The following is a 23,134-nucleotide window of genomic DNA, read 5'->3' on the forward strand; positions in this document are numbered from 1 at the left end:
GAATGCAAGAGAATCTTAAACGGAATTGTCTGCTTTGCATTCTATGGCATGACACCATGAAAAAGGGCCCAGCCACCGGAACATACCCCAGGATTCCGGTGCGGGCCCTTTTTCAAGAGTTACAATCTATGATCCCAAATTGGATCTTACAGGAAGTTCATAAATGTCGTAATAATAAGTGCATTGAAGAAATCAATGAACAGACTTCCTACTAACGGCACTACGAAGTATGCGGTCGGAGCCGGACCATACTTTGCGGTGATCGCCTGCATGTTTGCCATAGCGTTCGGTGTAGCACCCATACCAAATCCACAGAAGCCGGATGTCATAACGGCTGCGTCGTAGTTCTTTCCGAGAAGGTTGAATACTACGAAGTAAGCGAAGATTGCCATGAGAACTGTCTGTGCCGCAAGCATTACGATCATCGGAAGTGCAAGCTCTGCAAGCTGCCATAACTTTAATCCCATCATTGCGAGACCAAGGAATAAGGAAAGAGAGAAGCTTCCGATCGTGCTGATCTCTTCCATCGGCATATCTTTGTGGGTTGCGTCAACAATGTTACGGATGATAGCAGCAACAACCATTGCTCCGATGTAGCTCGGGAATGTCATTAACTTGTTAAGGAATAAAGAAACGATCGTGCCGGCACCGATTGCGATTGCAAGGTATAATGCGCTGTCCAGGAATCTTCTGGAATCGATCGCGCCGGTAACTTCGTTCTTATCAACTGTAACCTCATCACTGCCGGTAGCAGTCTCTGTGGACTTTAAGTTCAGGGAATGGATACGACGGTAAGCGAGCGGTCCGCCGATCATACAGCCGGCAACAAGACCGAAGGTTGCGGATGCGATCGCAACCGCGTTAGCGCCTGCAACACCAGCTTCCTCAAGAACCGGTCCGAATGCACCTGCGGTACCATGTCCGCCGACCATCGGGATGGAACCAACCGCAAGACCAAGTCTCGGGTCGAGATGGAAAGCACCGGCAAGTACAGCGCCAAGGCCATTCTGAAGAGCAACCATGATAATGGAAACTAACAGGAATAAGAGTACCTGAACGCCGCCCTTCTTTAAGAGACGGAAACATGCGGTGTAACCAACGCTACAGAAGAATACAGTCATGAAGAAGGACTGTAAAGTGTTGTCGAAAGAGATTTCGAGGATTCCTGCGGATCTTAAAATCAGGTGAACAACTGCGTAAACAACGCCGCCGACAACCGGCTCAGGAATACAGTATTTTGTTAAGAATGGGATCTTGCTTACAAGGAAACGTCCAAGAAGCAGAACGAGAGCAGCAACTGCGACTGCCTGATACATGTTAAGTTCAATTTGTAACATAGTTTTTTATACCTCCATACCTTTTATGGTCAGAGTATAAGAATGTTCCTTCAAAAAAAATCATAAAGTTACAAAAAGTTACAAAAATTACTTAACAAAAAATTGTAAATTCTTAACAAGATTTCTACATGTAATAGTTGAAAACATGTGAAAAGTTCTGAACCGGAAAAGAAATACGCCGAAGAAAGCGATATTCCGGCGCATAGAAATTAACATATTTTAGCGCTCCGCTTCCAGCATCAGCCCGTCAATAAACTTTTTGATGCTGACCTTGCCTCCGGAGGAACGCTTTCCTCTGAGATAGTCCATCTCCGCCTTCACATCCTCAAAGGAGAACAGGGTTCCGGAGTACAGGGTGTAGGTCTCGTTCATGAAATCCTCGATTCCCATATGGGCGATATTGGACATTCCGGCTGCGATGGTACGGCGGATCCGCTGCTCCATATTTTTCGGGGAATCACTGACCGCCTCGCACATCTGTGACACGCTTAAGTTGGATACAGGAATATGATTCTCGTGAAGATATTCGCAGATCTTTATGATATCCGGACATCCTTTTTCTCCGGACATGCCGACGCGGTTTAAGATGTATTTTAACTTTCTGCCGTAATCATCTGATTCCGGTTTCGTTCCCTTTGGCATATTGTCGATTTCGTTCATGAACATCCGGCGGATATTCGCCAGAGTGTGTTCATTTGTGATCTGCTGTTCCACATTTTTTAATACGGAACGGACCTCGATCAGGTTGATCGGCTTGCTGATAAAGAAGTCGATCCCGGCGCTGTAGGCCTTGCTGATCAGCTCTTTGGCGGACACCTGAGAGATCATAATACATTTGATCGTGGTGTTCACGGTACGCAGTTCTTTTACAAATTCAACGCCGTCCTTTACCGGCATGAAAAAGTCGACGAGGACAACATCAGGCTTTGACCGCAGAACGTCGGCAAGGTTTGCCGGCTCTCCGCCGCAGTCGCCGCAGATTTCTCCGAGTCCCTGTGCCTCGATGATGTCTTCTAAAATGTTGATGACGGACAGGTCGTCTTCTACGATATAGATCCTCATAATTCTTCCTCCACAAGGGACGCAGCCGGAATCATAACAGTAAAGGCAGTTCCGCTGCCTTGCTCCGATCTCACTTCGATGCTTCCCTTAAACTGTTCTTCCACGGTCATTTTTACCCCATAAAGACCGACACCGCGGAAGATATTTCCGGTTTTATGGTCAAATTTCGTTGAATATCCCATTTTAAAAATATTCGGCAGATGGCGGGAGGAAATTCCGGGTCCGTCATCTGTGACACAGAAGATGTAGTTCCCGTCACGAAGGTGCTCTTCGATGCAGATCGTGCCGATCTTCCGGTCGGATTCGATGGCCTCAATGGCATTGTTGACAAGATTTTTCAACACGGCCATGAGTTCGTAATGCTCCTCGGTCATAAAGTTGTCCGAGCATCGGAACTCAAGCTGGATATGGACATTTTTCGCCTCCAGCATATGGTAGGTGGTGTCTTCGAGGATCTTTAAGATATCCTGAAAGCTCATCCGCTTCTCATCGTACTCCTCGGAGATCTCCTCCTCAATTCCCTGAATGATCCGGATATAGTCTTTCTTGATCTCGTGGACATCCCGCGCGATGGAGAGTGACATGTGCTTCATATCATCCGGCACGTCCATCTCGTTTAACTTCTCGTAGAGCTTATAGGCGTTCGCCATGACGGATTCGATCTCCTCGGAATTCTTCCGCATGAAGTAGATCTCATTCTTTAAGCCTGTAGTCATTAAGAACAGGCGGCGGTAACGGTTCTCGTGCTCTTCGTTTTTTAAAAGAGTCCGGTAGTGACTTTCCGCCATTAAGATCAGGCTTGTGAGGAAAGTCCGGAACAGGGCGATCAGGAGAAGGTATCCGGCCTTTTCCGGTGTCATAGTGTGAAGTGAGCTCTCTGAGATACAGAGTTCCACCAGATTCGATCCAAAATCTGCAAAAAAGACCGCCGGAAATAACCGGCTGAAGGACACGGTATGTTTTCCGGGGATCATGGCGTTAAAGATGATCCCGTAGCAGAAATAGAAGACCGCGTTTGGAAATAAATTTTCCGCGGATGTTATGAGATCAGCACCGCCGTTTACCGCTGCAATCAGTCGGAACAGAAAAACGATCACTGCAGTTACCGAACAGGTCATCGTCGTGGAAAGATTTTTTCCCAGCGTCATTAAGAGGACCGGGAGCACGATAACGGAAGAGGAGATACGGAAATTATATACAAAAAGATTCCAGTAGAGCTGGGATACGAGGGCGACGATCGCTCCGATCAGAACCATGCGTTTCAGATCCCTGATGCTCTTATTTTCATTTATCATTCGGTATCCCCCTCTGTGGCTGTTCGATAAAAATCAATAATATAATGATACGTTATTGTTAAAAAAAAGTCAACGGAGCGAGGGTTAAGATATTTTTGTGAGAAGGCCCAAAATTGTGAGAAAAATAGGGTGAAACTTTATTTTTTGTATTGTAAGATTTTCAGTCTTCGATTATAATATAGTCATAGGGGACAGACACCGTAAGGGGTTTTCGGTGCTGTAAAAAACGAAAAATTGAGGAGGATACTGACATGAAACCATACCGCGAAATGTCAAAGGAAGAACTTGCATCTTTAAAGGAGCAGCTTGAGGCTGTGTACAAAGAGTATCAGGGAAAAAATTTAAGCCTGAATATGGCCCGGGGCAAGCCATGTAAGGAGCAGCTCGACCTTTCCCTTCCGATGATGGATGTCTTAAACAGCTCCAGCGACTATATCTCCGCTGACGGCGATGTAAGAAACTATGGAATCCTGACCGGTATTCAGGAAGCAAAAGAGCTGATGGGAGCTATGATGGATGCTCCGGCTGAAAATATCGTTATGTACGGAAATGCCAGCCTGACATTGATGTTTGATACGGTAAGCCGTGCCTGGACACATGGTGTTTGCGGAAGTACTCCGTGGTGCAAACTCGACAAAGTAAAATTCCTCTGCCCGGTTCCGGGATATGACAGACACTTTGCGATCACCCAGTACTTCGGTATTGAGATGATCAATATTCCGATGACAGCCGATGGTCCGGATATGGATCTTGTTGAAAAATATGTAAATAACGATGAGACTGTAAAAGGCATCTGGTGCGTTCCGCTTTATTCGAACCCGTCCGGACAGTCCTATTCCGACGAAACAGTAAAGAGATTCGCAAACTTAAAGCCGGCAGCAAAAGACTTCAGAATTATCTGGGATAACGCTTACTGCGTACATCATTTACACCCGGATCATCCGGATCATATCCTTGATATCCTTTCTGAGTGCGCGAAGGCCGGAAATCCGGATATGGTATATAAGATCGGTTCCACAGCAAAGATCACATTCCCGGGATCCGCTATCTCCGCGATCGCTACATCCAAGGCGAATATCGAAGATATGAAGAAACAGATGAACGTACAGTTTATCAGCCATGATAAGATCAACCAGCTCCGTCATGTGCGCTTCTTCAAGAATCTTGATGGAATCAAGGCTCAGATGGCAAAACATGCTGCGATCCTCTGCCCGAAATTCGAGGCGGTTGACGAGATCTTAAATAAAGAGCTTGGCGGACTTGAGATTGGTAAGTGGACAAAACCGAACGGAGGATATTTCGTTTCTTTCGATTCTCTTGATGGATGCGCGAAGGCGATCGTTGCCAAGTGTAAGGATGCCGGTGTTGTCATGACAGGCGCAGGTGCAACCTACCCATACGGCAAGGATCCGCATGACTCCAATATCCGTATTGCTCCGTCCTTCCCGACACTGGAAGATTTAAAGCTTGCGGCTGAGATTTTCTGCGTATGCGTAAAACTTGTAAGTATCGACAAGCTCCTTGCTGAATAAGGCGGGAAAAACGGCAGACAGGCTGCCGGAGAAATAAAAACTGAAATGATCGTAAAAAAGAGGGACTGACAGCCGAATTACCGGCTGTCAGTCCTTTACTTTTTTGCGTTGGTATACTAAAATGAAAAAGACTATCGAAAACGGTAGGGGAATCCTTGAAAAAATACCGGAAAAACGTTTTGACAGCGTGCTTCTGGAAAAGGACGGAAATGTTTATGAAAGAAAAAATTGAGAAACTGAAAAGCAGCCAGGGGAATGGGGAATCCAAGGAGATACAGGAACCGGCGAATGGAACAGGAACAGCAAAGAAAAAGTCCGGTCTGGCCCGCGAGGGGATCGCTTACCTGATCTTCGGTGTTCTGACAACAGTGATCGACTATGTGATCTCAAATCTTCTATATTATATATGGAAGATGGATCCGGTTCCTGCTCAGACCATTGCGTGGGTGGCTGCGGTGCTGTTCGCTTTTGTGACGAATAAGTGGTGGGTATTTGAGAGCCATACGCTGAATCCGGGGAAGGTATGGAGAGAATTTGTTTCATTTGTTCTCTGCCGGGTAGCGACCTTCCTGTTTAACCTCGCTGCCCTGTTTGTTATGGTGGATCTCATGAAGATGGAGTTCTTTCTCTGCAAGCTTCTGATCTCGGTCGTGGTCGTGGTACTGAATTATGTGTTCAGCAAGATCCTGATTTTTACGAATGACAAAAAGAAATGACCGGATCAGATCTTGAAGTGCGAAATACCTTTTGCGTAGACGGAGGAGTTTTACGGTATGACAGAAATAAAAGAAATTGATGACACAGTCCGGGAAGAAATACCAGAAAGAATCCCGGAAACGTGTAAGAAGAAACGACGAACGGTGCCGGTGCTAAAGCCGAGAGACGGTCTTATGATCGCGTTTTTTGTCCCGGTGCTCGTTATGATCTGCATATTTGCCCAGAGAGGGATCTTCCCGTTCGGCGAGAGGTGCTTTCTTAGGACGGACATGTATCATCAGTACGCCCCGTTCTTCTCGGAGTTCCAGTATAAGCTGCGGACCGGTGGAAGCCTTCTATACAGCTGGGATGTGGGAATGGGTGTTAATTTTGCGGCTCTTTACGCATATTATCTCGCAAGCCCTTTAAACTGGCTGATCCTGCTCTGCCCGAAAAAATTGATCATCGAATTCATGACAATCATGATCGTCATAAAGATCGGACTTTCGGGACTCAGCTTTGCCTGGTATTTAAAACAGCACAGTAAAAACTGTATTCTGGGTGTCGGATTTTTCGGGATTTTTTATGCGTTGTCCGGATATATGGCGGCGTACAGCTGGAATATCATGTGGCTGGACTGCATTCTCCTCTTCCCGCTGATCGTTTACGGACTGGAGCGTCTTGTGAGGGAACAGAAGGGAATGCTCTACTGCGTGACCCTTGGGCTTTCCATTTTGTCCAACTACTATATTTCCATCATGACCTGCCTGTTTCTGGTGCTTTATTTCATCGCACTTCTTATTTTGGAAGAACCGGGACCGGTAAGAAAATACGTGGAGAGCTGTGCGAGGTTTGGAATCTACTCCCTGCTTTCCGGCGGACTCGCGGCGGGAGTTCTGCTGCCGGAGATCTGTGCGCTCCAGAGTACGGCATCCGGCAACTTTGATTTCCCAAAGGCGTGGACTTCCTATTTCCCGATCTTCGATATGATCGCCCGCCATATCGGAAATGTGGAGACGGAGATCGGTCTGGACCACTGGCCGAATATTTACTGCGGCGTCGCGGTATTTCTCTTCTTTTTGCTATATCTGGCATGTAAGAAGATCTCTGTGAAAGAAAAGGCTGTGTACTGCGGACTGTTGCTGCTCTTTTTTGCAAGCTTTTCCATGAATGTGCTGAATTTTATCTGGCATGGATTCCACTATCCGAACAGCCTTCCGTGCCGACAGTCCTTCATCTATATCTTCCTGATGCTATTTATCTGTTTCCGGGCTTATGCGCATCTGGATGAAACACCGAAAAAGTATGTTGCTATCGCGTTCTGGGGAAGCATCTGCTTTGTACTTCTGGCAGAAAAGCTGGTGACACAGGAACATTTCCACTTTATTGTCTACTATGTGGCGATCATCTTCCTTGCGGCTTACGCGGGACTGATCTACCTTTATAAAGGAGGAAGGCGGGCCTTGGCCGGATTTCTGGCACTGGCGCTGGTCTCCATGGAGGCAGCCATCAATACAACCGTGACGAGTGTCACGACCACGAGCCGTGAATCCTACACTGCGGATAACGAAGAGGTCCGGATCTTGAAGGATTCTCTGGAACCGGCATCGGATTTCTACCGGGTGGAGAAAAAGACGAGAAAGACGAAAAACGATGGCGCATGGATGAACTTCCCGTCGGTATCCCTGTTCTCCTCAACGGCAAATGCGGATCTATCGAAGGTCTTTAAGAAGCTTGGATGCGAGTCCTCCACGAACGCCTACAGCATCACGGGAAGCACACCGCTTGTGGACAGCATCTTTTCCGTAAAATATGCGCTCTATTCCGATGCAGTGTCCAACACGGAGCTTATGATGTATTTGAGGGAGAGCGGCGGGACATATCTCTATGAGAACCTGTATACACTGCCGCTGGGCTTTGTTCTTCCTTCGGATATTGAGGAGAACTGGCAGTATGAGATGGATAATCCCGCGGAAGTACAGAATGATCTGTGTCTGGTCACAGGGGCAGACGAAGTTCTTGTAGATACAGGCGGAACAGTGAATAAAAATACGTTCACCTTCACACCGGATATGACCGGGGAATACTATGTGTTCGTTCTGAATAAGAAGGTGAAGAACGTGAAAGCGGATCTGCCGTCGGGTTCAAAGTCATTTGGCAATGTAGACCGCGGATATCTTCTGGAACTCGGAACCCTGTCTCCGGGATATGAAGTGAAGCTCACGGCGGATGAGGCGGGTGAGCAGCTGAATGCCATTGCCTACCGGTTCTCCGAGGATGCCATGATTCAGGTTTATGACCGTCTGAACCGAATGCCGATGTATCTGACGAGCTGGAAGGACACGAAACTTTCCGGAACTGTAACTGCTGACCGGGCTGGAACGATCTTCACATCGATCCCCTTCGATAAGGGCTGGACTGTGAAGGTAGACGGGCAGAAGGTGGAGACGAGGAAAGCGTTCGGCGCATTCCTTGCCATCGATGTGGGTGCAGGGGACCATGTGATCGATTTTTCTTATTTCCCGGAGGGATTAAAGACTGGCGGCCTGATCACAGGCGGATCGATCATGATCCTGATCTTTTTATGGTTTTTGCGCAGAGAGATGGAGAGGCGGAAAGCCAGGGAAGAGGCAAGAAAAATTTGGAAAATGCAGAGAAAACTTGAAGAAGAGTCTTCGGACGACGATCCTGAGTTTGAGGAAATTCCGGATATTGATGACGAGGACGCCTTAGATGACCCTGACGAAACAATTCCGGATGAAATCGAAGAGGATGAGAAACAAGAGTTTTCCGATGAGTATTTAGGAGAACGAAGAGAAGAGTCACAGGATATCGATCGAGATAATCAAAAACTATAAATCATATAAAACAGACAACGGAGGAACAGACATGAAACTTTGGGGCGGAAGATTTACGAAGGAAGAGAACCAGTTAGTACACAATTTTAATGAATCCATCTCCTTCGATCAGAAATTTTACAGACAGGATATCGCAGGCAGTATCGCCCATGTGACGATGCTCGCGAAACAGGGGATCCTCACAGAGGAAGACCGTGACACGATCATTGCCGGCTTAAAGAGTATTCGTGAAGATATCGACAACGGAACCTTAAAAATCACAACGGAATCCGAGGATATCCATTCCTTCGTTGAGGCGAACCTGATCGAACGGATCGGAGATGCCGGAAAGAGACTCCACACCGGGCGAAGCAGAAATGATCAGGTCGCTCTCGATATGAAGCTCTACACAAGAGATGAGATCGATGAGACAGATGTCCTGTTAAAGGGACTTCTGGAAGTTCTCTTAAAGCTCATGGAGGACAATCTCCACACCTACATGCCGGGATTTACCCATCTTCAGAAAGCACAGCCGGTAACTCTGGCTCACCATGTAGGTGCTTACTACGAGATGTTCCGCCGTGACAGGGGACGTCTTGCAGATATCAGAAAGCGCATGAATTACTGCCCATTAGGATCCGGTGCCCTTGCAGGAACCACGTACCCGTTAGACCGCGAGTACACAGCAGAGCTTTTAGACTTTGATGGACCGACCTTAAACAGCATGGATTCCGTATCCGACCGGGATTATCTCATTGAGCTTCTGGCAGCACTCTCCACGATCGCCATGCATTTGAGCCGTTTCTCCGAGGAGATCATCATCTGGAACAGCAACGAGTACCGTTTTGTTGAGATGGATGATTCTTACAGCACCGGAAGCAGTATTATGCCGCAGAAAAAGAATCCGGATATCGCGGAGCTGATCCGCGGAAAGGCCGGCCGTGTCTATGGTGCCCTGATGTCCATGCTGACCGTCATGAAGGGAATTCCGCTGGCATACGATAAGGACCTTCAGGAAGACAAAGAGCTGACCTTCGATGCCATCGACACCGTAAAGGGCTGCCTCTTACTCTTCACAGGAATGGTATCCACGATGACATTCCGCAAAGATGTGATGGAAGCCAGCGCAAAGAACGGCTTTACGAATGCCACAGATGCTGCGGACTACCTTGTAAACCACGGCGTTCCGTTCCGTGATGCCCACGGGATCATCGGACAGCTGGTACTTCTCTGCATCAACGAGAACAAGGCATTAGATGATCTGACTCTGGAACAGTTCAAGTCCATCAGTCCGGTATTCGAGGAAGATATTTACGATGCGATCTCCATGAAGACATGCGTGGAGAAACGTGTGACCATCGGTGCTCCGGGTGCGGAGGCGATGAAGAAAGTCATTGAGGTTTATAAGAAAGAACTGAACGCTTAAAGTTGACATTGCAGAAAAAGGCTTTCGGACCACTGAAAAATGTTTACATTTTCTCAGTGGTTTGAGAGCCTTTTTCTATAAGGGCGACGCCCGACGCTTCTTGTCGGATGCGCAGCATCCGGCAAGAAGAGAACAATGTCAACAAATCAGAATAACGAACACAGCCGCCAAGGACGATACCCCAAATATCGTTCCAAGGCGGCTGTGCGTTTAAAATATCGCGTTATAATATAATGAGAAGAAAGTTTCGGGAAGAGTTGGTGCGGCTCTTCCTTCCATTCGTGTATTATAGCATGGTTTGTCTGGAAAGTAAAATGGTTATGAGTAAATAAAAAGTGACAAATTATAATATTAAATATTAATAAAACTTAATATTTTGGAACGTCCAGGCATATAGGGCGCAAAATACCGTTTGTGCCCAAAATCGTAAGATGGTTTGATAGAATTGTAAAAGCGTCCCTGTTTTGATATAATAAATATAAATATTAACATTTTGGAACGAAACAGCATGAAATGAAGATGCTCACGCAAAAAAGATATCGAACATGTTGGTGTTGCGGCACAGAAAGGAGAATAGAACATGACGTTTCTTGAAATTGAAGCGTTTTTGAAGATCGCCCAGTGCGGAAGCTTTTCTGCGGCGGCAGAAAAATTATATATCACACAGCCGGCTCTCGGCCGCCGGATCCGCGCACTGGAGGAAGAACTGGGCTATTCCCTGTTTATCCGGAATAAAGGAGTCCGTCATGTGGAGCTGACAAGACAGGGGAGAGCCTTTGTTGGAATTGCACACCGCTGGCAGGCACTTTGGAATGAGACTCAGGAGGAAGCGTTGCTGAGCAATGAGAAGAGTTTTTATGTGGCCAGTGTCGGAAGCCTCCTTGCATTCATGCTGCCAACGGTGTTTCAGGAATTTATAAGGAATACGCCGGAATGCAGCCTCCATGTGACGACACTTCATTCGAGTGAAGCTTACAGCTATGTAAACAACAAGACGGTAGACATCGCCTTTATCACGGATCCGATGTATTCGTCACAGGTAAAGACGGAGGTATTATTTAAGGAAAAACTGTGCCTGATAGTGGGAAAAGATCTGAATCTTCCCCACAACATCAAAGTCTCAGAGCTGGATCCGCGCCGGGAGATCCGGACGCAGTGGGATCAGAATTTTGACACCTGGCATAACTATTATTTCAACAGCGCGGCAGTTCCACAGGTTTATCTGGATGAGATGGGATTTTTACAGTATTTCACCCAGAACGGTGATAACTGGGCGTTTCTTCCGATCTCTGTCGCAAAAAGCATCTTAAAGACGACGCCGGTATCGATCCATGAACTCGATGTGGAGCCGCCAAGCAGAACGCTCTACTATCTGTACCGGACGGAGGATAAGTCGCCATATCAGAAGCCTCTTCTGGAAATATGCAGACGGAAGCTTGCAAATGAAAAGGGGATCACATTGATGGATCCGATCCTGAATGCATGATCATATTATACAACAACAGGGGCTGTCATTGACAGCCCCTGTTTTACATTCTCATTTATGATCAGCGTTTGTTGCTTGCTCTCCAGATATGCATCTTCTCAGCCTCTGCGATCAGCTGGTCGCGGAACTGCGGGTGAGCTACGGAGATGATAGCTTCGGTCTTCTGCCATGTGGAGAGACCTTTTAAGTTTACTTTACCGTACTCGGTAACGAGCCAGTGAATGTTCGCACGGGTATCGGTTACGATGGAGCCTGGAGCCAGTGTCGGAACGATTCTGGACTCTAAGGTACCGTCCTTCTTCTTGAAAGTGGAAGAGCAGCAGATGAAGCTCTTTCCACCTCTGGAAAGGTAAGCTCCCAGAACGAAGTCAAGCTGTCCGCCGGCTCCACTGATGTGCTTGATTCCTGCGGACTCAGCGTTTACCTGGCCAAAGAGGTCGAGGTCAACCGCGTTGTTGATGGACATGAAGTTGTCAAGAGCAGCGATCGTGCGGACATCGTTTGTGTAGTTTACCGGTGCGGACATGCACTCCGGGTTCTTATTTAAGTAGTCGTATAATTTCTTTGTACCTGCGCCGAAAGCGTATACCTGACGGCCTTTGTCAATATTCTTTTTTGCGCCAGTGATCTTCCCGGCCTTTGCGATATCAACGAAAGCGTCGACGTACATCTCTGTGTGAACCCCGAGGTCTTTTAGGTCGGACTGTGCGATCAGGGCACCGACTGCGTTCGGCATTCCGCCGATACCAAGCTGTAAGCATGCGCCGTCCGGGATCTCTTCAAGGATCAGCTTTGCGACAGCCTGGTCAACATCTGTTGCAGCAGCTCCGCCGCCCATTTCAGCGATCGCCGGGTTGTCACCTTCAACGATCATGTCAACGTGGGAGATATGAACACCCTCTTCGGTGCCGCCGAAGCATACCGGCATATTCTCATTCACTTCCACGATAACGACCTTGGAAGTCTCACATACAGCCGCCATATGGGAAGCGTTCGGTCCGAAGTTGAAGAAACCGTGCTCGTCCATCGGGGAAACCTGAAATACAGCTACGTCCGGCTTATTCTGGGATTCTCTGTAATATCTCGGAAGCTCAGAGTAACGGATCGGAGCATAGTAGCTGAAGCCCTGCGCGATTGCTTTTCTCTCGATACCGCCCATATGCCAGGAGTTCCAGGTCATATGTTCTGCCGGATTCTCGATCTTGAAGATCTCCGGCACCCACATTAAGATACCGCCGCGGAAGTTTACGTCTGTTAATTCCGGAAGTCTTTTTGCGATTGCTTTGTCGACAGCAACCGGTGTCGCTGTTGTCCAGCCGTAATCGACCCAGTCACCGGACTTGATTACGGAAGCTGCCTTCTCTGCGGAAACCAGCTTTTCCTGATACATCTGTTTGAAATCCATTTCAATACCCTCTCTTTGTAACCATAAAAATATAGTAGCAATATATTGTGCGGGTTTTTTGTTTCCATTGACACGAAAACAGGAAACATAGGCCGCACGTACAAACTATGAGATTATTTTAACATTTTCCGGGTGTAAGGTCAATAATTCCGGGAAAAAGCTTCGTAAATGTTCGCCAAACATGACGAATCGCCAAAACACCGCATCAAAGCAAAAAAGTAACTTTTGTACGAAAGGATAAGGAAACTTTCTAATTTGTTTAGAAAAAATATATAAAAAGCTTGTCATAATTATTTGACACAAAAACGGTTTGGTGATATTATTAGTTATACATAATATACTGCCTTGCTTGTGGAAAAAATATGGTGTAGAGCATGGCAGCGGTATAATGAGGAGGAAAAGAAAATGGCAAAGAAAATTGTACTGGCAGGTGCATGCCGTACCGCAATCGGAACAATGGGTGGCGAATTAAGCACAGTTCCGGCTCCGGAACTTGGCGCAATCGTAATTAAAGAGGCTTTAAAGAGAGCAGGTGTAGCTCCGGAAGCTGTTGATCAAGTTTACATGGGCTGTGTAATCCAGGCTGGCCAGGGACAGAACGTAGCTCGTCAGGCTACATTAAAAGCTGGTCTCCCGATCGAGGTTCCGGCTGTAACGATCAACGTAGTATGCGGTTCCGGTCTTGAGGCTGTTAACATGGCAGCTGAGATGATCCTTTCCGGTGACGCTGATATCGTTGTTGCAGGCGGCATGGAGAACATGTCCATGGCTCCGTATGCTATGATGAAAGGTCGTTACGGATACCGTATGGGCAATGCTACCTTAGTTGATACAATGGTTAACGATGCTCTCTGGGATGCATTCAACAACTACCACATGGGTATCACAGCTGAGAACATCTGCGATCAGTGGGGTCTTACAAGAGAAGAACTGGACAAGTTCGCTGCAGTAAGCCAGCAGAAGGCAGAGGCAGCTCAGAAGTCCGGCGCATTCAAGGACGAGATCGTTCCGGTAGAAGTCAAGAAGAAAAAAGAGATAGTTATCGTAGATACAGATGAAGGCCCGCGTCACGGAACAACGGTTGAGACTCTCGGTAAGTTAAAACCGGCATTCAAGAAAGACGGCGGCTTAGTTACAGCTGGTAATTCTTCAGGAATCAACGACGGTGCAGCAGCAGTTGTTGTTATGAGCGAAGAGAAAGCTAAAGAGCTCGGTGTTAAGCCGATGGCTACATGGGTTGCCGGTGCTCTCGGCGGCGTAGATCCGAAGATCATGGGTATCGGACCGGTTGCAGCTACAAGAAAAGTTCTTAAGAGAACAGGCATGGAGATCAAAGACTTCGATATCATCGAGGCTAACGAGGCATTCGCTGCACAGTCTGTAGCAGTAGGTAAAGAGCTTGGCTTTGACCTTAACAAGTTAAACCCGAACGGCGGCGCGATCGCTCTCGGACACCCGGTAGGAGCTTCCGGATGCCGTATTCTCGTTACACTTCTTCATGAGATGGAGAAGGCAGATGCTAAGAAGGGTCTTGCAACTCTTTGCATCGGCGGCGGAATGGGCTGTGCTACAATCGTAGAGAGAGACTAATCTGATCTGGGACATAGACAAAATCTGAGGAGAACGACGATATGGGTTTTGTAAAATATGAGCAGGACGGTTTTATTGGTGTTATCACCATCAACCGTCCGGAAGCATTAAATGCTTTAAATACAGAGGTTATCCAGGATCTTGACGCTGTTCTTGACAGCATCGATCTTGGTACAACAAGAGTGCTGGTTGTGACCGGCGCAGGTGAGAAATCCTTTGTTGCCGGTGCGGACATTGCTGCAATGAGTACAATGACTGTACAGGAAGCACGTGAATTCAGTAAAGCAGGAAACGATGTTTTCCGTAAGCTGGAGACACTTCCGATCCCGTCGATTGCTGCTGTCAACGGTTTTGCGCTTGGCGGTGGAAATGAGCTTGCAATGAGCTGCGATATCCGTTACTGCTCCGAAAACGCTATGTTCGGACAGCCGGAGGTTGGTCTTGGCATCACTCCGGGATTCGGCGGAACCCAGCGTCTCGCAAGACTGATCGGAACCGGAAAAGCAAAGGAAATGGTATATGCTGCTGTCAATATCAAAGCGGACGAGGCATACCGGATCGGTCTTGTAAACGGTGTATGTGCGAAGGAAGAGCTTATGCCGACAGTTATGAAGCTGGCAAAGAAGATCGCCTCCAACGCACCGATTGCTGTCAGAAATTCCAAGGAGTCCCTGACAGACGGTTACCTTTCCGACCTTGATCACGCAATCTCCATCGAAGAGAAATATTTCTCCGAGTGCTTTGAGACTGAGGATCAGAAGGAAGGAATGAAGGCGTTCCTCGAGAAGAGAAAAGTGGACGGCTTCAAAAATCGATAAGATTACATAACATTGTTGCATATATAAGGAGATAAAATCATGAAAGTTGGTATTATCGGCGCAGGAACCATGGGTTCCGGTATTGCACAGGCATTCGCACAGACTGAAGGCTATGAGGTAATGCTCTGCGACATCAATGAAACATTTGCAGCGAACGGAAAGAAGAAAATTGCCGCTGGATTCGAAAAGAGAATCGCAAAAGGCAAAATGACTCAGGAAGAGGCTGACAAGATCCTTAACAAGATCACAACTGGTGTGAAAGATATCTGCGGTGACTGTGACCTCGTTGTAGAGGCTGCGATCGAGAACATGGAGATCAAAAAGCAGACATTTAAAGAGCTCGATGCGATCTGTAAACCGAGCTGTATCTTTGCAACAAACACTTCCTCTCTTTCCATTACAGAGATCGGCAGCGCTGTTGAGAGACATGTAATCGGTATGCATTTCTTCAACCCGGCACCGGTTATGAAGCTGGTTGAGGTTATCGCTGGCTTAAACACAAAGCCGGAAGACGTTGAAGCTGTTAAGAAGATCTCTGAAGAGATCGGCAAGACTCCGGTACAGGTAGAAGAGGCTGCTGGTTTCGTTGTAAACAGAATTCTTATTCCGATGGTCAACGAAGCAGTCGGCATTTACGCTGATGGCGTTGCTTCCGTAGAGGGTATCGATACTGCCATGAAGCTTGGCGCTAACCATCCGATGGGACCGTTAGCTCTCGGTGATCTGATCGGTCTTGATGTTGTTCTTGCAATCATGAACGTTCTTGAGACAGAGACAGGCGATCCGAAGTATCGTCCGCATCCGCTTCTTAAGAAGATGGTTCGCGGCGGCCTTCTTGGAAGAAAGACCGGCAAGGGCTTCTACGATTACACGAAATAATCCGGAGATAGTTACCGGTATGGGAAATGCCTGACGGGGATCTGATCCCGTCAGGCAGATAACCCGATAGCGTTTGCTTTTTCCACTAAATATCAGCGAAAGCAGATTTATGAGGTAAAGAAAACGCTAAATTTATTTTTTAACCAAGATTGTGTTTTTTTTCACAATCAGAATTCCGGGCACATATGTTGGGTTATATGCCGGGAGTTTTGAACCTGCAAAATGCGGGATCGGATAAATGCGGGCTGTCCCCCGTTTGTCCAATGGATAGGTACATCGGAGAAATGAAGCATCCACATTTCTCCATGTTATACATGATACAATTCACAAGGAGGAACTAAAAACATGGATTTTACATTAGGTAAAGAGCATGAGATGGCGAGAACACTGTTCCATGATTTCGCCGAGAAGGAAGTCAAACCCCTTGCTCAGGAGGTTGACGAGGAAGAGAGATTCCCGGTAGAAACCGTAGAGAAGATGGCTAAAAACGGTTTCCTTGGTATTCCGGTACCGAAGGAGTATGGTGGACAGGGCTGTGATCCGCTTACTTACGCTATGTGCGTTGAGGAGCTTTCCAAAGTTTGCGGTACTACAGGCGTTATCGTTTCCGCACATACATCCCTTTGCATGGATCCGATCCAGACATTCGGTACAGAAGAGCAGAAGCAGAAATTCCTTGTTCCGCTTGCTAAGGGCGAGAAGTTAGGTGCATTCGGTTTAACTGAGCCGGGCGCTGGTACAGACGCTCAGGGTCAGCAGACAAAAGCTGTTTTAGACGGCGACGAGTGGGTATTAAACGGTTCCAAGTGCTTTATCACGAACGGTAAGTATGCTGATACATACATCGTTATCGCTGTTACAGGCACAGTTGAGAAACGTGGCAAAATGCAGAAAGAGATCTCCGCGTTTATCGTAGAGAAAGGAACACCGGGCTTCACTTTTGGTACAAAAGAGAAGAAGATGGGTATCCGCGGATCTGCAACATATGAACTTATTTTCACAGACTGCCGCATCCCGAAGGACAACCTTTTAGGTAAGAAGGGTGAGGGCTTCAAGATCGCTATGCATACACTTGACGGTGGACGTATCGGTATCGCTGCTCAGGCTCTTGGTCTTGCAGAGGGCGCTCTTGACAGAACAATCGCTTACGTAAAAGAGAGAAAGCAGTTTGGCCGCACAATCGGTCAGTTCCAGAACACACAGTTCCAGCTTGCTGATATGGCAACAAAGGTAAAAGCTGCTCAGATGATGGTTTACCGTGCAGCAATGGCTAAGGCTACTCAGAAGACATACTCTGTAGAAGCAGCTATGGCTAAACTGTATGCAGCAGAGGTTGCTATGGAAGTAACAACAAAGGCTGTTCAGCTCCATGGTGGTTATGGTTACATCAGAGAGTACGACGTAGAGCGTATGATGCGTGATGCTAAGATCACCGAGATCTACGAAGGAACAAGTGAAGTTCAGAGAATGGTTATCTCCGGCGCACTGTTAAAGTAATTTAACTGTTCAGTACCTTCACAGTTACGAGCAAAAATCCATTCCAGATCGGCTTTGCCGATGGGATTTTTGCCATCCTGCTTAGGTTTTATTACGGTCAGCGCAGCAAGTGCGCAGACCTACAGAGCAGTTACAAGACATTTAACAGCTGGAAAATCATAACTAAAAACGAAAATAAGGAGTGAAATACAGTGAAAATCGTTGTTTGTGTAAAACAGGTGCCGGATACTAAGGGCGGCGTAAAGTTCAAACCGGATGGAACACTTGACAGAGCAGCTATGCTCACAATCATGAACCCGGATGATAAAGCTGGTCTGGAGGCAGCTCTTCGCTTGAAAGATCAGTATGGTGCAGAAGTTACAGTAGTTACAATGGGTCTTCCGAAGGCTGAGGAAGTTCTTCGTGAGGCTATGGCTATGGGCGCTGACAACGGTATCCTTGTTACAGACCGTGTTCTTGGCGGTGCTGATACATGGGCTACTTCCCAGACAATCGCTGGTGCTTTAAGAAACCTTGACTATGACCTCATCATCACAGGCCGTCAGGCTATCGATGGTGATACTGCTCAGGTAGGACCGCAGATTTCTGAGCATCTTGGTCTTCCGGTAATCAGCTATGCTGAGGGTATCGAGATCGATGGCGATTCCGTAATCGTTAAGCGTCAGTTCGATGATAGATACATGATGTTAAAGGCTAAAATGCCGTGCTTAATTACAGCACTTTCTGAGTTAAATGAGCCGCGTTACATGACTCCGGGCGGAATCTTCGATGCATACAAGAAAGAGATCACCGTTTGGGGCAGAAAAGATCTGAAAGATGTCCTTGATTCCAACCTTGGTCTTAAGGGATCCCCGACTCAGATCGCTAAGGCTTCCGACAAAGTAAGAAAGGGTGCAGGCGTTAAGGAGACAAACCTTGATCCGTCCGCAGCTGCAAATTACATTGTTGAGAAACTTACTGAGAAACATGTACTTTAATTTAATAAAAGAAAAGTGTGGTGAAAAGTGATGAATTTAGCAGAATATAAGGGTGTATATGTCTTTGCACAGCAGGTAGACAATCAGATCAGCAGCATCGCTCTGGAGCTGATCGGTAAAGGTAAAGACCTGGCAAAAGATTTAGGAACAACTGTAACAGCAGTTTTAGTTGGTTCCAACGTAAAAGGTCTTGCAGACGAACTCGGTGAGTACGGTGCAGACAAAGTTATCGTTGTTGACGATCCGGAATTAAAGGATTACAGAACTGAGCCGTATACTCATGCGATCACATCTGTTATCAACGAGTTCAAGCCGGACATCTTCTTAATCGGTGCTACAGCAATCGGTCGTGACCTTGGCCCGCGTGTTTGCGCACGTATCCATACAGGTCTTACAGCAGACTGCACACAGCTCGATATCGGAGATTTCCCGCTCGTAGCTATGCCGGGTAAAGAGCAGAAACATAATCAGCTCCTTATGACCCGTCCGGCATTCGGCGGCAACACGATCGCTACAATCGCTTGCCCGGAATTCCGTCCGCAGATGGCTACAGTACGTCCAGGCGTTATGCAGAAGCTTGACCGTGAGGCTGGCAGAAAAGCTGAAATTATCGAATTCAACCCGGGCTTCACTCCGGACAACAAGTACGTTGAGATTCTTGAGATCGTTAAGGCAGTATCCGACGTAGCTGATATCATGGATGCAAAGATCCTTGTTTCCGGTGGCCGTGGAGTTGGCAGCGCAGAGAACTTCAAACTGCTTGATGACCTCGCTGAGGCTATTGGCGGTACAGTAAGCTGCTCTCGTGCAGTTGTAGATTCCGGCTGGAAGCCGAAAGATCTTCAGGTAGGACAGACTGGTAAGACTGTTCGTCCGCACGTATACTTCGCAATCGGTATTTCCGGTGCTATCCAGCACGTAGCTGGTATGGAAGAGTCTGACATCATCATTGCGATCAACAAAGATGAGTCCGCTCCGATCTTCGATGTAGCTGACTACGGTATCGTAGGCGACTTAAACAAGATCGTTCCGATGCTGACAGAGAAGATCAAAGAAGCAAAGGCTGCAGCAGCTAAATAATTTACGTGAATTGTATATACCAGGGTGAAAAGGTCTAAAGTCCGATGCAAGCTTGCTTGCAGGAGGAGTTTTGACCTTAGCACCCGCCAAAAACATGAATATATTAAAGTAGGCAGAGTGATTTTGCCGGTAGTGTTATAACAGGTGATGATCCCCGTCCGGGTTTCCGGGCGGGGATTTTTGCGTCTATATAGTCGGAAGAAAGTGCCGGCGTCTGTTTTACAGGTGTTCTTTTTGCATTGGAAAACCATCACAAGATAAATATTGTATGTAATTGGAAAATAAATTCAATATTCGATTGCATTCGACAAAAACAAGAAAATAATTGTTTGAGAAATTATGATTGTAATGCTAAGATGTGGCTAAACAAGCAGTTGCAGACGTGCAAATGTAACAGACTAACTTGAGATGGTCGAAATATACGAAAAAAGGAGGAAGGTACATGACGAAACAGGAACTGTTCGATTACATAGCCGGGCAGGAAGAGTTTTTAAATAAAGTAAGCGATTCTGTCTGGGACAATCCGGAGACCTGTTATTCGGAGAAAATTTCTTCGGAAATTATATGTAAGGCTCTTGAAGAGCAGGGATTTCAGGTTGAAAGAGACGTTGCAGATATTCCAACTGCATTTACAGGAACATTTGGACACGGAAAACCAGTCATTGGATTCCTTGGTGAATTTGATGCATTGTCAGGTCTCAGCCAGGTAGCCGGAGCAACCGAGAAGATTGCGGTCCATCCTGGAGGAAACGGTCACGGATGCGGCCATAACCTTTTAGGAACAGGCTGTCTTGCAGCAGCAATCGGATTAAAGAAGTACCTGGAAGAGAACGGAAAAGAAGGAACCATTATTTTCTATGGATGTCCGGCTGAAGAAGGCGGAGGTGGAAAGACATTCATGGCAAGGGAGAGATGTTTTGATCATCTTGATGCTGCGATCGCATGGCATCCGGGAGATGCATATGGAAGTTCCGCCGGAAGTACACTTGCGAACTGTCAGATCTATTTCCGCTATAAAGGAATCAGTTCTCATGCTGGAATTTCCCCACATCTTGGACGAAGTGCGTTGGATGCGGTGACATTGTTTAATGTGGGAATTCAGTTCCTCAGAGAGCATGTTCTTCCTTCTGTCAGGATGCATTATGCAGTAACTGATACAGGTGGATTTTCTCCGAATGTTGTTCAGCCGACAGCAGAGGTGCTCGTATTGTTAAGAGCAGAAGATAACGCAACAGTTGCGGATGTGCGGTCCAGAGTGGAAGATATTGCGCGAGGTGCAGCGTTAATGACAGGAACGGAATTGGAGATTGATTTTGTAAAAGCAACTTCGAACACTGTTCCGAACCATGTTTTAGGGCGTGATGCAGTTGAAAATTTGAAATTGCTGAAACTTCCGGAATTTTCAAAAGAAGATGTGGAATTTTACAGCAAGATTTCAGCAACAAACAAGAATGGAAATCCAGGACATCCGATCGCAGATACGATTCCGGATTTCAAACCAGTTGAGATCGTATTCCCGGCATCCTCCGATGTCGGAGACGTAAGCTGGATTGTACCGACGGTTTCTCTTAGTGCCCCGACATGGCCGGTTGGTACAGCAGCACATTCCTGGCAGGCTGTTGCTGTTGGAAAGAGTACACCGGCACACAAGGCAACACTGATGGTTGGCGAGGCAATGGCCGGAGTCGCAGTGGACCTGATTGAAAAACCGGAATTACTGGAACAAGCCAAGGAAGAATTAAATAGAAGATTAAAGGGCAGTAAGTATGAATGCCCGATCCCTAAAGGAGTCGTTCCGAGAGCACTTTCCATGAAAAAATAAGATTTTTGCAACTGGAAGATAAGTAACTGTACTAGAACCGGGAGATGGTCCAAAAAGGATCCATCTTCCGGCAAGAGAAAAGGGGGACTTTATATGCCTACACAAACTATCATATGTCTGGTCGTATTCGTAGCAACTCTGGCGCTCTACATGTCCAACAAATTTCCTCTTCCGTTGGTGTCAATGGCTGCGATGGGCATCTATGTTATCACAGGATGTCTTGAGCCGAAAGCTGCGTTAAGCTGCTTTTCAAATTCATCTGTTATTATCATGGGATCCATGTTTATTGTAGCAGGTGGACTCAGCCGTACCCAGATGGTCCATAGGGTAACGAACCTTGCTTATAAGGTTTCTGGTGGAAGTTTCCAGAAAGGTATGATCCTGTACTGCCTGGTTACCCTTGCAATCGCTCAGGTAGCACCATCAGCGATCTTAATTTTCTCTATTTGTTATCCACTGGTTTCGGATTTCTGCCGTAAGAATAATCAGAGTCCATCCAAGGCGATGTTCTCCATCGTACTGATCTGTATCTGTACCGTAACATCCCTTCCGATCGGTTCCGGCGCTACTTCCTACATTACAGCAAATACCATGTGGGAGACCTACGGTGTGACAGCAAGAGAAGGAATGTTTGATCCGATGCTTGTATATATGCCGACACTTGTTCTTTCGGTACTGTTTGCGATGTTCTATTGCCCGAAGGTTGCACCGGATTACGGTCCTCTCTATACAGAAGTTCAGTTAAGACAGATGAAAGAGCAGAAACCATTACCGCCGTTCCAGGAGTTCTGTGGTTATGGAATCTTCGTTGCAGTTGTTATCGCAATCTTATTCTCCAATAAGCTTCCGGCAACGATCCCGACATGGATGATCTGCTTTATCGGTGCTGTTTTAACGATCCTTACAGGTGTTCTTTCTGAGAAGGAAGCGATGGAATCCTTAACAATGCCGCCGATCTTCCTCTATATCGGTTCTCTGGCAGTTGGTAACGCACTTGTTGCATCCGGCGCAGGCGATTTTATTGCGCAGGGACTTCAGGCGATCCTCGGTGAAAATCTGTCCAAGTGGCTCGTAATTATCCTTTTCTGGTTCGCAGGCTTCATCGTAACACAGTTTATGTCCAACATGGCTCTGTATTCCGCATTACAGCCGGTTGTACTGCTCTTATGCGCAACATATGCATGGAACCCGACAGGACTTTTCAATATGTTATGGAAAGCTACATTCACCTCTTACCTGACACCGTTATCCACAGTTGCAATTCCGCTTTGTATGTCAGTTGGTGGATATAAGCAGAAAGACCTCCTTAGAATGGGACTTGTTCCGGCGCTTGTTATTTCAGTTGCGAACATCGTATGGTGCGGATTATTCTTCCCGCCATACTAAAGAATGAGG

17 protein-coding genes are annotated in these 23,134 nt (G+C 46.9%); 13 read left to right on the top strand and 4 right to left on the bottom strand.

Annotated features, from left to right (window positions below):
* Positions 1-146: 146 nt before the first annotated feature.
* The 3 genes from gltS to GPK83_RS10850 all read right to left on the bottom strand — a co-directional run bounded on the left by gltS (position 147) and on the right by GPK83_RS10850 (position 3,694).
* Entirely contained in the window at positions 147-1,337 is a 1,191-nt protein-coding gene (gene gltS / locus GPK83_RS10840) for a sodium/glutamate symporter (protein WP_015553794.1), read from the bottom strand.
* 219 nt (positions 1,338-1,556) lie between these two features.
* Positions 1,557-2,399, bottom strand: coding sequence for a response regulator (locus GPK83_RS10845; RefSeq protein ID WP_215704758.1), 843 nt, complete (start codon positions 2,397-2,399; stop codon positions 1,557-1,559).
* The gene (locus GPK83_RS10850; RefSeq protein ID WP_215704759.1) at positions 2,396-3,694 is read right to left on the bottom strand and encodes an ATP-binding protein; all 1,299 of its coding nucleotides are present in this window, start codon (positions 3,692-3,694) and stop codon (positions 2,396-2,398) included. The genes GPK83_RS10845 and GPK83_RS10850 overlap by 4 nt, the downstream gene beginning before the upstream one ends.
* Before the next feature lie 251 nt (positions 3,695-3,945).
* On the opposite strand from GPK83_RS10850, the gene GPK83_RS10855 reads away from it, so the two are divergent.
* The 5 genes from GPK83_RS10855 (at position 3,946) to GPK83_RS10875 (ending at position 11,671) form a co-directional block, all read left to right on the top strand.
* Positions 3,946-5,226 carry an aminotransferase class I/II-fold pyridoxal phosphate-dependent enzyme gene (locus tag GPK83_RS10855; RefSeq protein WP_117513122.1) on the top strand — a complete coding sequence of 427 codons (1,281 nt, stop codon included), beginning with the start codon at positions 3,946-3,948 and terminating at the stop codon, positions 5,224-5,226.
* A gap of 215 nt (positions 5,227-5,441) precedes the next feature.
* A complete protein-coding gene (locus GPK83_RS10860; protein ID WP_117513148.1) occupies positions 5,442-5,942 on the top strand; it encodes a GtrA family protein in 501 nt (166 codons plus the stop codon).
* A gap of 57 nt (positions 5,943-5,999) precedes the next feature.
* On the top strand, positions 6,000-8,780 hold the full coding sequence (locus GPK83_RS10865) for a YfhO family protein (protein ID WP_252196322.1): 2,781 nt from the start codon (positions 6,000-6,002) through the stop codon (positions 8,778-8,780).
* Positions 8,781-8,811: 31 nt separating this feature from the next.
* Positions 8,812-10,185 (top strand): argininosuccinate lyase, encoded by a 1,374-nt coding sequence (argH, locus tag GPK83_RS10870; protein ID WP_215704760.1) that lies wholly within the window; start codon positions 8,812-8,814, stop codon positions 10,183-10,185.
* Between the two features lie 580 nt (positions 10,186-10,765).
* On the top strand, positions 10,766-11,671 hold the full coding sequence (locus GPK83_RS10875) for a LysR family transcriptional regulator (protein WP_215704761.1): 906 nt from the start codon (positions 10,766-10,768) through the stop codon (positions 11,669-11,671).
* Between the two features lie 61 nt (positions 11,672-11,732).
* On the opposite strand, the gene GPK83_RS10880 is transcribed toward GPK83_RS10875, so the two are convergent.
* On the bottom strand, positions 11,733-13,076 hold the full coding sequence (locus GPK83_RS10880) for a butyryl-CoA:acetate CoA-transferase (protein WP_215704762.1): 1,344 nt from the start codon (positions 13,074-13,076) through the stop codon (positions 11,733-11,735).
* A 405-nt stretch (positions 13,077-13,481) separates the two neighbouring features.
* Here GPK83_RS10880 and GPK83_RS10885 point away from each other — a divergent pair, with 405 nt between their 5' ends.
* The 8 genes from GPK83_RS10885 (at position 13,482) to GPK83_RS10920 (ending at position 23,125) form a co-directional block, all read left to right on the top strand.
* A complete protein-coding gene (locus tag GPK83_RS10885; protein ID WP_215704763.1) occupies positions 13,482-14,666 on the top strand; it encodes an acetyl-CoA C-acetyltransferase in 1,185 nt (394 codons plus the stop codon).
* 41 nt (positions 14,667-14,707) lie between these two features.
* Complete coding sequence (locus tag GPK83_RS10890) at positions 14,708-15,484, top strand: enoyl-CoA hydratase-related protein (protein ID WP_015553783.1); 777 nt, start codon at positions 14,708-14,710, stop codon at positions 15,482-15,484.
* Between the two features lie 39 nt (positions 15,485-15,523).
* Positions 15,524-16,363 (top strand): 3-hydroxyacyl-CoA dehydrogenase NAD-binding domain-containing protein, encoded by an 840-nt coding sequence (locus GPK83_RS10895; protein ID WP_015553782.1) that lies wholly within the window; start codon positions 15,524-15,526, stop codon positions 16,361-16,363.
* A 345-nt stretch (positions 16,364-16,708) separates the two neighbouring features.
* Positions 16,709-17,860 (top strand): acyl-CoA dehydrogenase, encoded by a 1,152-nt coding sequence (locus GPK83_RS10900; RefSeq protein WP_015553780.1) that lies wholly within the window; start codon positions 16,709-16,711, stop codon positions 17,858-17,860.
* Positions 17,861-18,051: 191 nt separating this feature from the next.
* The gene (locus GPK83_RS10905) at positions 18,052-18,837 is read left to right on the top strand and encodes an electron transfer flavoprotein subunit beta/FixA family protein (protein ID WP_117470189.1); all 786 of its coding nucleotides are present in this window, start codon (positions 18,052-18,054) and stop codon (positions 18,835-18,837) included.
* 30 nt (positions 18,838-18,867) lie between these two features.
* Positions 18,868-19,917: an electron transfer flavoprotein subunit alpha/FixB family protein gene (locus GPK83_RS10910; RefSeq protein ID WP_215704764.1), complete on the top strand. Its 1,050-nt coding sequence runs from the start codon at positions 18,868-18,870 to the stop codon at positions 19,915-19,917.
* 442 nt (positions 19,918-20,359) lie between these two features.
* On the top strand, positions 20,360-21,739 hold the full coding sequence (locus tag GPK83_RS10915; RefSeq protein ID WP_215704765.1) for an amidohydrolase: 1,380 nt from the start codon (positions 20,360-20,362) through the stop codon (positions 21,737-21,739).
* A gap of 93 nt (positions 21,740-21,832) precedes the next feature.
* Positions 21,833-23,125 (top strand): SLC13 family permease, encoded by a 1,293-nt coding sequence (locus tag GPK83_RS10920; protein WP_215704766.1) that lies wholly within the window; start codon positions 21,833-21,835, stop codon positions 23,123-23,125.
* Positions 23,126-23,134: the final 9 nt, after the last annotated feature.

Origin of the sequence: Clostridium sp. MCC328 (genome assembly GCF_018785465.1) — a bacterium.
GTDB lineage: Bacteria > Bacillota > Clostridia > Lachnospirales > Lachnospiraceae > Pilosibacter > Pilosibacter fragilis.